This window comes from Cupriavidus sp. 01L45 (assembly GCF_056399885.1).
In genome coordinates, this window is the sequence record NZ_JBFTSG010000013.1 from 1 (window position 1) to 12289 (window position 12289).

The 12289-nt window shown below is 64.7% G+C and carries 14 protein-coding genes; 13 read left to right on the forward strand and 1 reads right to left on the reverse strand.

Features of this window, described 5'->3' with window-relative positions; all coding sequences use genetic code 11:
* The 13 genes from AC1DT6_RS10885 to mnmH all read left to right on the forward strand — a co-directional run.
* On the forward strand, nt 1-364 hold a 364-nt coding region (locus AC1DT6_RS10885; RefSeq protein ID WP_477114663.1), incomplete at its 5' end, for a TorF family putative porin.
* A 64-nt stretch (nt 365-428) separates the two neighbouring features.
* A complete protein-coding gene (locus AC1DT6_RS10890; protein WP_006159494.1) occupies nt 429-767 on the forward strand; it encodes a P-II family nitrogen regulator in 339 nt (112 codons plus the stop codon).
* 31 nt (nt 768-798) lie between these two features.
* Nucleotides 799-2331, forward strand: a complete 1533-nt coding sequence (locus tag AC1DT6_RS10895) for an ammonium transporter (RefSeq protein WP_477114664.1) — start codon at nt 799-801, stop codon at nt 2329-2331.
* A 28-nt stretch (nt 2332-2359) separates the two neighbouring features.
* Complete coding sequence (locus AC1DT6_RS10900) at nt 2360-2557, forward strand: hypothetical protein (RefSeq protein WP_477114665.1); 198 nt, start codon at nt 2360-2362, stop codon at nt 2555-2557.
* A 293-nt stretch (nt 2558-2850) separates the two neighbouring features.
* Nucleotides 2851-4146, forward strand: a complete 1296-nt coding sequence (gshA, locus tag AC1DT6_RS10905; protein ID WP_035861103.1) for a glutamate--cysteine ligase — start codon at nt 2851-2853, stop codon at nt 4144-4146.
* 86 nt (nt 4147-4232) lie between these two features.
* Nucleotides 4233-5186, forward strand: a complete 954-nt coding sequence (gshB, locus tag AC1DT6_RS10910) for a glutathione synthase (RefSeq protein WP_441626948.1) — start codon at nt 4233-4235, stop codon at nt 5184-5186.
* Nucleotides 5187-5276: 90 nt separating this feature from the next.
* Entirely contained in the window at nt 5277-5732 is a 456-nt protein-coding gene (locus AC1DT6_RS10915; protein ID WP_035860999.1) for a PTS sugar transporter subunit IIA, read from the forward strand.
* Nucleotides 5701-5970 carry an HPr family phosphocarrier protein gene (locus tag AC1DT6_RS10920; protein ID WP_035861002.1) on the forward strand — a complete coding sequence of 90 codons (270 nt, stop codon included), beginning with the start codon at nt 5701-5703 and terminating at the stop codon, nt 5968-5970. Before AC1DT6_RS10915 ends, AC1DT6_RS10920 begins: the two co-directional genes overlap by 32 nt.
* A 137-nt stretch (nt 5971-6107) precedes the next feature.
* The gene (gene ptsP / locus AC1DT6_RS10925) at nt 6108-7883 is read left to right on the forward strand and encodes a phosphoenolpyruvate--protein phosphotransferase (RefSeq protein WP_477114666.1); all 1776 of its coding nucleotides are present in this window, start codon (nt 6108-6110) and stop codon (nt 7881-7883) included.
* A gap of 244 nt (nt 7884-8127) precedes the next feature.
* The gene (locus AC1DT6_RS10930; RefSeq protein WP_045241377.1) at nt 8128-8424 is read left to right on the forward strand and encodes a (2Fe-2S)-binding protein; all 297 of its coding nucleotides are present in this window, start codon (nt 8128-8130) and stop codon (nt 8422-8424) included.
* A gap of 111 nt (nt 8425-8535) precedes the next feature.
* Nucleotides 8536-9015: a bacterioferritin gene (gene bfr, locus AC1DT6_RS10935; protein WP_035861007.1), complete on the forward strand. Its 480-nt coding sequence runs from the start codon at nt 8536-8538 to the stop codon at nt 9013-9015.
* 275 nt (nt 9016-9290) lie between these two features.
* Complete coding sequence (gene selD, locus AC1DT6_RS10940) at nt 9291-10358, forward strand: selenide, water dikinase SelD (RefSeq protein ID WP_441626953.1); 1068 nt, start codon at nt 9291-9293, stop codon at nt 10356-10358.
* A complete protein-coding gene (gene mnmH, locus AC1DT6_RS10945; RefSeq protein WP_441626955.1) occupies nt 10358-11470 on the forward strand; it encodes a tRNA 2-selenouridine(34) synthase MnmH in 1113 nt (370 codons plus the stop codon). Before selD ends, mnmH begins: the two co-directional genes overlap by 1 nt.
* Nucleotides 11471-11477: 7 nt before the next feature.
* Here mnmH and AC1DT6_RS10950 read toward each other — a convergent pair whose 3' ends face one another.
* Nucleotides 11478-12248, reverse strand: coding sequence for a HesA/MoeB/ThiF family protein (locus AC1DT6_RS10950; RefSeq protein ID WP_477114667.1), 771 nt, complete (start codon nt 12246-12248; stop codon nt 11478-11480).
* Nucleotides 12249-12289 lie beyond the last annotated feature (41 nt).

Sequence of the window (12289 nt, forward strand, 5' to 3'; positions counted from 1 at the left end):
GAAGTGTGAAGTGTATGTCGGCGCCGGCTACGGTCCTGTGTTCTTCAAGTATTCGCAGGCGCTGACCAACCTGTTCGGATTCGCCGACAGCAAGTACAGCTACTACGCCGACCTGTCGGCCAATGTGCCGCTGAATTTCTGGGACCTGACGCTGAAYGCCCACGTGGGCTACCAGAACGTGAAACACGTGAACAGCGCCTCGTACACCGACTGGAAGCTGGGGCTGACCAAGGACCTGGGCAAGGGYTTCGCRCTGGCGRTCGCCTATATCGAYACCAAYGCYCACAASTCGGTCTAYACCAATACGTCTGGCCGCTATGTCGGCAAGGCTACCGCCTGGGCTTCGATCACCAAGACTTTCTAAACACGCATCAGGTTGAGCGGGCGCCGGACGCACGCCGGGCCGTCCCGCTCAGAGGAGAAATCGGATGAAACTGATCATCGCCGTCATCAAGCCGTTCAAGCTCGACGAGGTGCGCGAAGCGCTCTCGGATGTGGGCGTGTCCGGCATCACCGTGACTGAAGTCAAGGGCTTCGGTCGCCAGAAGGGTCACACCGAACTGTACCGGGGCGCGGAGTACATCGTGGACTTCCTGCCCAAGGTGAAGATCGAAGTGGCCGTCCCGGACGATGTGGTCGACCGGGCCATCGAGGCGATCGAGAAATCGGCGCGGACCGGCAAGATTGGCGACGGCAAGATCTTTGTCGCGCCCATCGAGCAGGTCATCCGCATTCGTACCGGCGAGACCGGCGGCGACGCGCTGTGACGCACAGCCCAACGACAAGAGGTTAATCACAATGAAATCCTGGTTCAAGCGCATCCTGACAACCGGCGCCGTGGCGCTGGCCCTGGGCACGGCCGGCATCGGCCTGTCCACCCACGCCGTGGCACAGGACAAGCCCGCGCCCGAAGCCTCCGCGCCGGCCGCTGCCACCGCCGTACCTGCAGCTGCCCCTGCTCCCGCGGCAGCGGCGGCTGCGCCTGCAGAGGCTGCCGCCCCCGCCGCGGCGCCTGCACCGGTGCCCAACAAGGGCGATACCGCGTGGCTGCTGGTTTCCACGGCGTTCGTGATCCTGATGACGCTGCCGGGCCTGGCACTGTTCTACGGCGGCCTGGTCCGCTCGAAGAACATGCTGTCGGTGCTGATGCAGTGCCTGGTGATCTTCTCGCTGGTGTCGCTGCTGTGGGCCATCTACGGCTACAGCTTCGCCTTCACCGAGGGCAACGCCTTCTTTGGCGGCACCGACCGGCTCTTCATGAAGGGGCTCAACGTCGATGCCGTGGCTGCCACCTTCAGCAAGGGCGTGGTGGTGCCGGAACTGGCTTACTTCGCATTCCAGTGCGCTTTCGCGGCCATTACCTGCGGCCTGATCATCGGCGCCTTTGCCGAACGCGCCAAGTTCTCGGCCGTGCTGGTGTTCGTGGTGCTGTGGTTCACCTTCTCGTACATCCCGATGGCCCATATGGTCTGGTTCTGGCCCGGTCCTGACCTGTACACCGACGCGGCAGCAGGTACCGCAGCCACCGCCAAGGCTGGCTGGCTGTTCCAGAAGGGCGCGCTCGACTTCGCCGGCGGCACGGTGGTGCACATGAACGCAGCCGTCGCTGGCCTGGTGGGTGCCTTCATGTTCGGCAAGCGCATCGGATTCGGCCGTGAGGCCCTGCGTCCGCACAGCCTGACCTTCACCATGGTCGGCGCCTCGCTGCTGTGGTTCGGATGGTTCGGTTTCAACGCCGGTTCGGCGCTGGAAGCCAACGGTTCGGCTGCGCTGGCCTTTGTCAACACGCTGCTGGCGACCTGCGCCGCAGTGCTGTCCTGGACCTTCGGCGAATGGATCAGCAAGGGCAAGCCCTCGATGCTGGGCGGCGCTTCGGGCGCGGTGGCAGGCCTGGTGGCCATCACCCCGGCGGCCGGCTTCGTGGGCCCGATGGGCTCCATCGTGATCGGTATCGCCGCTGGCCTGCTGTGCCTGTGGGGCGTGACCGGCCTGAAGAAGCTGCTGGGCATGGACGACTCCCTGGATGTCTTTGGCGTGCACGGCGTGGGCGGCATCCTGGGTGCGTTGCTGACCGGCGTGTTTGCCTCGCCGAGCCTGGGCGGCACGGGGATTTACGACTACGTGACCAATAAGGTGGCGGACGACTATTCGATCATGGGCCAGTTGTGGATCCAGTTCGAAGGCGTGCTTACCACCATCGTGTGGTCGGGCGTGGTGGCCTTCGTGGCCTTCAAGCTGGTGGATATGCTGATTGGCCTGCGGGTGCCGGAAGAAGAAGAGCGCGAGGGCCTGGATATCACCTCGCACGGCGAGACCGCGTATGAAGCCTGATCGCAATGGTGTTGTGCTGGAGAGCTGATTGGGAATCTTCTCTCAGGAGTTTCGCCCGGCCTTGTGCCGGGCTTTTTTCGTTCAGGCGGCACGCTTCGTGGCGGAATCGGGGCGCATCCCGCCGTCATTGGCCGGGATGGCGGCGCTGTTCTTCGCAAAGTGCTTAAATCCGATCTTAAAAAGCTTCAATTGTTTTCAGGGGGTAGCGCACATACAGTGCGAGTGAGGCAGTTTCCTCCACCTGCAGAACGCTCCCCGTATCTGTCAGGCCATTTGAAAGCGCGGCTCCGGTCGCGCTTTTTTTTTGCTGCCCGCGGCCCTCGCCGGCAGGTCGCCCGGAAGTGTCTCCGATTGCTCCTGCGCCCACCCCCCCCCTTTTATTCCTGGGCCCCACCCCCATATCCGTATCCCTTATCCCTTATGCTGTCGCTCGCATATGCTTATTCAGGCGGCGCCAGCAGCCAATTGGCCGTTCCTCTACAATCTGGGCGAACGATAAAGACGATCACTAGGATGTATATGGTCCCGCATCTCATCACCGCGCTGAACGGTCCGCTGCTCGAGCTGGAAAAAAAGATCCTGGATGCGACGCCGTCCATCGAGCGCTGGTTCAGGCTGGAATGGCAGGAACATACGCCTCCGTTCTATTGTTCGGTCGACCTGCGCAATGCCGGCTTCAAGCTGGCCCCTGTCGATACCAACCTGTTCCCCGGCGGCTTCAACAACCTGGCGCCCGAAATGTTGCCCTTGGCCGTCCAGGCGGCCATGGCGGCAATCGAGAAGATCTGCCCGGACGCCAAGAACCTGCTGCTGATCCCCGAGCGCCACACCCGTAACATGTTCTACCTGCAGAACGTGGCGCGGCTGTCGCTGATCATGCGCCAGGCCGGTCTTAATGTCCGCCTGGGCTCGCTGTCCGAAGACATCACCGAACCGACCCCGATCGAGTTGCCCGACGGCCAGACGCTGGTGGTGGAGCCGTTGGCCCGCCTGGGCGCGCGCGGTCGCCGCCTGGGGCTGAAGGACTTCGATCCCTGCTCGATCCTGCTCAACAACGATCTCTCCGCCGGCATTCCGCCGATCCTGGAGAACATCAACGAGCAATACCTGCTGCCGCCGCTGCACGCGGGCTGGTCGACGCGCCGCAAGTCGAGCCATTTCGCCGCCTACGACGAGGTTGCCAAGAAGTTTGCCAAGCTGATCGACGTCGATCCGTGGATGGTCAACCCGTACTTCGCCAAGTGCTCGGGCATCGATTTCCACGAGCGCGTGGGTGAAGAGGCACTGGCCGACTCGGTCGAAGGCGTGCTCAAGAAGATCGCCAAGAAGTACCGCGAGTACGGCATCAAGGAAACACCCTATGTGGTGGTCAAGGCCGACGCGGGCACCTACGGCATGGGCATCATGACCATCAAGGATCCTTCCGAAATCAAGGGGCTGAACCGCAAGGAACGCAACAAGATGAGCGTCGTCAAGGAAGGCCTTGAGGTCAACGACGTCATCATCCAGGAAGGGGTGCACACCTTCGAGAAGGTCAACGAGGCGGTGGCCGAGCCGGTGGTGTACATGATCGACCGCTATGTGGTCGGCGGCTTCTACCGCGTCCATACAGGCCGCGGCAACGACGAGAACCTGAATGCGCCGGGCATGCATTTCGTGCCACTGGCCTTCGCGCCCAATGGCATTCCCGACAGCCATGCCAAGCCTGGCGCAGCGGTGCCGAACCGTTTCTACATGTACGGCGTGGTGGCGAGGCTGGCCTTGCTGGCGGCGTCGCTGGAACTTGAGAAGACGGACCCGAATCCGATTCTCTGACATGTCTGAAATGGCGCTGCCCCGCTGGCGGCGCCTTGACGCGCCGCGCAAACCACGCGGCAACCCTGCGACCGGGACGAGCCATCATGCGTATTCTGTTTATTACCGATCCGCTGCACACCTTCAAGACCTACAAGGATTCGACGTACGCCATGATGGTCGAGGCGGTCGAGCGCGGGCACGAGCTGTTTTCTTGCCTGCAGTCGCAGCTGTCGCTGTCGGCCGACCAGGTGGAGGCGGTTGTGCATCCGCTGCAACTCACAGGCGATCCGCATGACTGGTACCGCACCGGCGAGGCCAGCCTGCAGCTGCTGACGGGCTTCGATGCCGTGCTGATGCGCAAGGACCCGCCGTTCGACATGGAATACGTCACCAGCACCTGGCTGCTGGAACTGGCGGAGTCGCAGGGCGCCAATGTGTTCAACAAGCCGCAGGCGGTTCGCGACCATTCCGAGAAGCTGGCGATTGCCCAGTATCCCGAATTCATCACGCCGACGCTGGTCACGCGGGATGCCGACCGTATCCGCGCTTTCCATGCGGAGCATCGCGATGTCATTCTCAAGCCGCTCGACGGCATGGGCGGGATGGGAATCTTCCGGGTCGGCCCGGACGGCATGAACCTTGGCGCCATCATCGAGACCCTGGGCGAGGACGGCGCGCGCACCCTGATGGTGCAGCGCTATATCCCCGCCATCAAGGACGGCGACAAGCGCATCCTGCTGATCGGCGGCGTGCCCGTGCCATATTCGCTGGCGCGCATTCCCAAGGATGGCGAAGTGCGCGGCAACCTGGCCGCGGGTGGTACCGGCCGCGCCCAGGAGCTTTCCGCGCGCGACCGCGAAATCGCCGAGTCGCTGGCGCCGGGCCTGTGGGAGCGCGGTTTGCTGCTGGTAGGGCTGGATGTGATCGGCGATTACCTCACCGAAGTCAATGTGACGAGTCCGACCTGTTTTCAGGAAATCACCCAGCAGACCGGCTTCCAGGTTGCCGCCATGTTTATCGATGCGCTGGAGCAAGCCGTGCAGGCCCGTGGCCGCTGAGCTGTTGGCGCCGCGCCAAACCGGGGCGCCGAGCTGAATCTCCGGCCAGCGTGCCTGCTACAATCGCGTCAATCCAACGGATTCACCACCATGGCAGGCATCCTGATCATCGCGCACGCCCCGCTGGCTTCGGCATTGCGCGAGTGCGCCGCCCACGTCTACTGCGGCCAGCCGCAACGGCTTGAAGCCATCGACGTCATGCCCGACGCCGAGCCCGCGGCCGTGCTGGCCGAAGCCCGGCGGCGCCTGGCCGAGGTCAGCGAAGACAATGGCGCGCTGGTGTTGACCGATATCTTTGGTGCCACGCCGGCCAATATCGCGGCCCGCCTCGCCGAGCCGGGCCGCGTCAAGGTGCTCGCCGGCGTCAATCTTCCCATGCTGGTGCGTGCCATTTGCTACCGTACCGAGAAACTCGACCAGCTTGCCCTCAAGGCGCTGGCGGGAGGCTCGCAGGGTGTGCTGCAGGTAGGCTCCACCACCGTCCAGAACCAGATCGCAAATCATCCCGACAAATATGCTGCAGAGGGACACCAACATCATCAATAAGCTCGGGCTGCATGCACGGGCTTCCGCCAAGCTGACGCAACTGGCGGGTAACTTCGTCAGTCAGGTCAAGATGTCGCGCAACGGTCGGCAAGTCGACGCCAAGAGCATCATGGGCGTGATGATGCTGGCCGCCGGCATCGGCTCCACCGTGACCATCGAGACCGACGGACCCGATGAGCAAGAGGCGATGGACGCGTTGCTGGCGCTCATCGCCAACCGCTTCGGCGAAGGAGAGTAGGAAGCCGATTCGGGATGAAAGCGGCGGCACGGAACGCCGCGGCGCGCCTGGCCAGGGCCGCTTCGTTTCATCCTGGCACCGCTTCCAAGGTTGCTGGCCCTGGCCAGACTTTTTAAACGTTCCTGACGGAGCGGTACATGCCATTTGCCCTGCACGGCATCCCGGTCTCGCGCGGCGTCGCCATCGGGCGCGCGCATTTGCTGGCGCCTGCTGCGCTTGATGTCTCCCATTACCTGGTCGACGAAGACCGGCTTGAGGCCGAGGTGGAACGCCTGCGCTCGGCACGCGCGGCGGTGCGGGCCGAACTGGTCACGCTAAAGCGCGATCTCCCGCGCGAAGCCCCGGAAGAGCTGGGCGCCTTCCTTGATGTGCATGCGATGATCCTCGACGACGAGGCGCTTGCGCGCGAGCCCGAGGCACTGATCCGCAACCGGCGCTATAACGCCGAATGGGCGCTGACCACGCGGCTCGAAGAACTGATGCGGCAGTTCGACGAAATCGAGGACGAATACCTGCGCGAACGCAAGGCGGATATCCGCCAGGTGGTCGAGCGCATTCTCAAGGTGCTGGCCGGCGCGGCCGTGCTGGCGCCGGCCCCGGTGCCGCCTTCGTCCCTGGCGCCCGATGGCGAGCCGGCACCCGGCGTGATCGTGGTGGCCCACGACATCTCGCCGGCCGACATGCTGCAGTTTCGCCATACCGTGTTCCACGGCTTCGTGACCGATCTCGGCGGGCGCACCTCCCATACCGCCATCGTCGCGCGCAGCCTCGACATCCCTGCCGCGGTGGGCGTGCAAAGCGCCAGCGAACTCATCCGCCAGGACGACTGGGTCATCATCGATGGCGATGCCGGCCTGGTCATCGTCGATCCGTCGGCCATCATCCTCGAGGAATACCGGCACAGGCAGAGCGAGCGGGCGCTGGAGAAAAAGCGCCTGCAACGCCTGCGCCATACGCCTGCCGTGACGCTGGACGGGCTTGAGATCGACCTGCTGGCCAATATCGAGATGTCCGAAGACGCGACCGCGGCGCTGACCGCCGGCGCGGTCGGCGTGGGCCTGTTCCGCTCGGAATTCCTGTTTATGAACCGACGCGGGGAACTGCCCGACGAGGAAGAGCAGTTCCAGGCATATCGCGGCGCGGTGGACGCCATGCACGGGCTGCCGGTCACCATCCGCACCATCGATATCGGCGCCGACAAGCCGCTGGATGGCCGGGAGGGGCGCGATGGGCGCGGCGACGATTTCGAAACCGCGCTCAACCCCGCGCTGGGCTTGCGCGCGATCCGCTGGTCGCTGTCCGAGCCGGCCATGTTCCTGACCCAGTTGCGTGCATTGCTGCGGGCCTCGGCCTTCGGGCCGGTGCGGCTGCTGATCCCGATGCTGGCCCACGCGCGCGAGATCGACCAGACTCTGGACCTGATCGCACAGGCCAAGCGCCAGCTTGACGTCCGTGGCCAGGCTTTCGACCCGTTTATCAGGGTCGGAGCGATGATCGAGATCCCGGCCGCCGTGCTGATGCTGCCGCTGTTCCTGCGGCGCATGGATTTCCTCTCCATCGGCACCAACGACCTGATCCAGTACACGCTTGCCATCGACCGCGCCGATAACGCCGTGGCCCATCTCTACGACCCGCTGCATCCGGCGGTGCTGCAACTGATCGCGCGCACCATCCGCGAGGCCAACCACGCCGGCGTGCCGGTGGCGGTGTGCGGCGAAATGGCCGGAGATCCCGCCATGACCCGGCTACTGCTGGGCATGGGGCTGCGCGAATTCTCGATGCATCCTTCGCAGTTGCTGCGGGTCAAGCAGGAAGTCCTGCATGCCGACTGCGAACGGCTGGAACGGCTGGTCGAGCAGGTGCTGAGCGCCTACGAGCCGGAGGAACTGGCCTGCGCGCTGAAGCAGCTCTGATTGCGACTGACAACCCTGTACAGACTAAGGTTTTTCGGGAAATGCAACACTCTCAGTGAGCATTATAAGGCACTTTAATGCGGCTTGTGACGTTGTCTCAATCCACAATTTCCTGCGTAAGTGCCGTGTGGTTGGCATGTACATTTTGTGGCTTAATGGGAATTGTTATCATTTTCGATCTCTGATATTCTGACGTACATCGCGGGTGACATGCCGGTGTCACCCCTCTCTCAAGGAGGGATTTGTGTACGTTTGCATCTGCAATCAGGTTACTGACCGAGAAATCCATGGGGCCGCGCATCTTGGCGTGGCCACGCTCGACGAGCTGGCTGAAACGCTGGGCGTGGGCACCTGCTGTGGCCGTTGCCGCGAATGCGCGCAACAGGTCCTTTGCGAAGGCGTCGCCGCGGTCCGCAATGTCAAGGTCGCCACCATCCAGGTCGTGGACATTTCCTCCTGTTCGCCTTCGGGTCCACGTGCCATAATGGACACTCGGGACCCGGCAGTCGCGAACGATCAGCGTACCGAGCTGGTTGCTTGAACTCGCCCGTAACTATCAGGTTACGGCGCGGTTTCGGTCGTTCAGACTGCATGCGGCGCGTCTTGCGCCGCTTCGCGTTTTTGCGGGGGCCCGTTGCTACAGGAGCCTCCTATGAAAGGTGACAAGAAGGTCATCCAACATCTGAACGCGCAGCTGAAGAACGAGCTGACCGCGATCAACCAATACTTCCTGCATGCTCGCATGTACCGCCACTGGGGCCTCAAGAAGCTCGGCGACGTGGAGTACAAAGAATCCATCGGCGAGATGAAGCACGCCGATCGCCTGATCGACCGCATCCTCATGCTCGATGGGCTGCCCAACCTGCAAGACCTCAACAAGCTGCTGCTGGGCGAAGACACCCCGGAAATGCTCAAGTGCGACCTGAAGCTCGAGCAAGGCGCGCATGCCACCGTCAAGGAAGGCATTACTTACTGCGAATCGGTGGGCGACTACGTTAGCCGCGAGATCCTGGTCGACATCCTGACCGACACCGAAGAGCATATCGAGTACCTCGAAACGCAGCTCGACCTGATCGACAAGGTTGGTCTGCCGAACTATCTGCAGTCGCAGATGGAGCCGGGCGAGCAGTAATCCGCCCAGCAGTCGGCCGCGGGTTCGCAAGAACGCAGTGGCCGCGCTCGCGCGGCGCCGTTCGGTGCTGCCGCCTCTCCCCGCATCCGGGTAGTAACTCTTCTCATTCGGATTCCCATTCCTTGCCAGTCGCTTCGCAGCCATCGCCGTTGCCGTGCCGGCGCCAGCTTGCCCGCGATCCGCGCGTGCAGCGGCGAGAGGCGCCAGATAGCATATAGGGTGCAGATGAGCGAGCGCACGCATTCGCAAACGCCACGAAACAGGAGCCGAGGATCATGGCAGAACCCATTCGCCTGACGCAGTACAGCCATGGTGCCGGCTGCGGCTGCAAGATATCGCCACAGGTGCTCGATGTGATCCTGGCCGGCAGCGGCAATCAGCATCTCGACCCGCGCCTGTGGGTCGGCAATGCCTCCCGCGACGACGCGGCCGTCTACGCGCTGGACGGGCTGGATCACGGCCGCGGCGTGGTTTCCACCACCGATTTCTTCATGCCGATCGTCGATGATCCCTTCGACTTCGGACGCATCGCCGCCACCAATGCCATCAGCGACATYTATGCGATGGGGGGCGATCCGTTGCTGGCCATCGCCATCCTCGGCTGGCCGGTGAAGTTGCTGCCACCCGAGGTGGCGCGCGAGGTGGTGGCCGGTGGTCGGCGCGCCTGCGAGGATGCCGGCATCCCGCTTGCCGGCGGGCATTCCATCGATGCCCCGGAGCCCATCTTCGGGTTGGCGGTGACGGGTGTGGTCGACCGCGCGCACCTGAAGCGCAACGATACCGCCACCGCCGGGTGCCGCCTTTACCTGACCAAGCCGCTGGGCATCGGCGTGTTGACCACGGCCGAGAAGCAGGGCCGGCTGCGCGCGCAGGATGCGCACCTGGCGCGTGACTGGATGTGCGTGCTCAACCGCCCCGGCAGCCGTTTTGGCAAGCTGGCCGGCGTGCGGGCCATGACGGACGTGACCGGCTTTGGTCTGCTCGGGCACCTGGTTGAAATGGCCGATGGCAGCCGCCTTACCGCTCGCCTCGACTACTCGGCGGTGCCGCTGCTGCCGGAGGTATTGCGCTATGTGGACGCCGGTTGCGTGCCTGGCGGTACGCAGCGCAACTTCGATAGCTATGGCGCGCGGATTGGCGCCGGCATAGGCAACCTGGGCGGCGCGCTGAGCGAGGTGCAGCGCGCCGTGCTGTGCGATCCGCAAACCAGCGGCGGTCTGCTGGTGGCGGTCGAGCCTGCCGGCGAAGCCGAATTCCACGCTGCCTGTGCCGAGTCCGGCCTGGCATTGGCACCGGTTGGTGAGATGGTGGTGCAGGGCCAGTACGCCGTCGAGGTGATCTGATGCGCGACGATGCGTGCGATTTCCGCCGGCTTTTCCTGTCCGGTGCCGCTTTGCTCGATGTACGCGCGCCGGTGGAATTCGCGCGCGGTGCGTTCCCTGGCGCGGTGAACCTGCCGCTGATGGACGACGACGAGCGCCACCAGGTGGGCTTGTGCTATCAGGAGCAGGGGCAGCAGGCCGCGATCGCGCTGGGCCACCGCCTTGTGAGCGGCGACGTCCGCGCCGCGCGCACCGCCGCCTGGGCGGCGTTTGCGCGGGCGCATCCGGAGGGCTATCTGTATTGCTTCCGGGGAGGCATGCGTTCGCAGATCGTGCAGCAGTGGCTGCGCGACGATGCCGGCATTGCCTATCCGCGCGTGACGGGCGGCTACAAGGCGATGCGCGCTTACCTGATCGACGTCATCGATGCCGCCGCCGCCGAGTGCGGCCTGCTGATACTGGGCGGACTGACTGGCAGCGGCAAGACCGAGCTGATCGCCGACCTGATGGCTAGCCAGGATGCGGCCATCGACCTGGAGGGCGAGGCCCGCCATCGCGGTTCCAGTTTCGGCCGGCGCGCGGTCGCGCAGCCCACGCAAATCGATTTCGAGAGCGATCTGGCGGTCGCGCTGTTGCGCCACCGCGCGAGCGGGCGTGCTGCCCTGGTGGTCGAGGACGAAGGGCGCTTCATCGGCGCCCGGAACCTGCCGCAGTCCTTCTACCTCGCCATGCAGGCGGCGCCGCTGGTCTGGCTCGAGGAGCCTTTCGAGGCGCGCGTGGATCGTGTGCTGGAGGACTACGTGCTTGGCCTGTCGCAGGAATTCATCGAGGCGCTTGGCGAGGAGGCGGGATTCGCCGCTTATGCCGCACGCCTGCGGGATGCGATGGCGGCAATATCCAGGCGGCTCGGCGGAGCCCTCTACGAGCGGCTCTCCGACTTGCTGGGGCAGGCGCTGGAGCGCCAGGCCGAGTCGGGCCAGACCGAGCTGCACCGGGGATGGATCGGGGTTTTGCTGCGGCAATACTACGATCCCATGTATGCCTACCAGCGCGAGCGGCGCGAGGCCAGGATCGTATTCCGCGGCGAGCGCACCGCCGCGCTCGCCTTCCTGCGCGAGCGTACGCGCGCATGACTGGCGCTTAGTGGCCGGCGTCCCCGTGGGCCTCGCCGCCGCAGACTTCGCAATCCGGCACGCGCCCAAGGCGCATGGTGGTCCATTCCATGCCGAGCGCATCGACCATCAGCAGCCGGCCGGCCAGGGTGGTGCCGATCCCCATCAGCAGCTTGAGCGCCTCTGCCGCTTGCACGGTGCCGACCATGCCCACCAGCGGCGCGAATACGCCCATGGTGGCGCAGGCCACTTCCTGCGCCGGCTGTGAGGGCGGGAACAGGCAGGCATAGCAGGGTGCGCCCGGCTGGCGGCGGTCGAACACGCTGATCTGCCCGTCGAAGCGCAGCGCAGCGCCGGACACCAGCGGCACGTTGTGCCGCACGCAGGCGCGGTTGACCGCCTGGCGCGTGTCGAAGTTGTCGCAGCAATCGAGCACCACATCGGCCCCGGCCACCAGTTGCGCCAGTTCGGCGGCGCCCACGCGAGCCTGCACCAGGCGGACGTCGATGCCGGGGTTGATGCGCAGCATGCCTTCACGCGCAGACTCCACCTTGGGTCGGCCGACATTGGCGGTGGTATGGATGACCTGGCGCTGCAGGTTGGTCAGGTCGACCACGTCGTCATCGACCACGGTAATGGTGCCAACGCCGGCGGAGGCCAGGTAGGGCAGGGCTGCGGCGCCCAGGCCGCCGGCGCCAATCACCAGCGCGTGGCTGGCCAGCAGCCGGCTCTGTCCCTCGATGCCGAGTTCGTCGAGCAGGATATGCCGCGAATAGCGCAGCAGTTGATCGTCGTTCATGGCGTGCAATGCAAAAGCGGCCCCGCGGGGCCGCTGTCGTC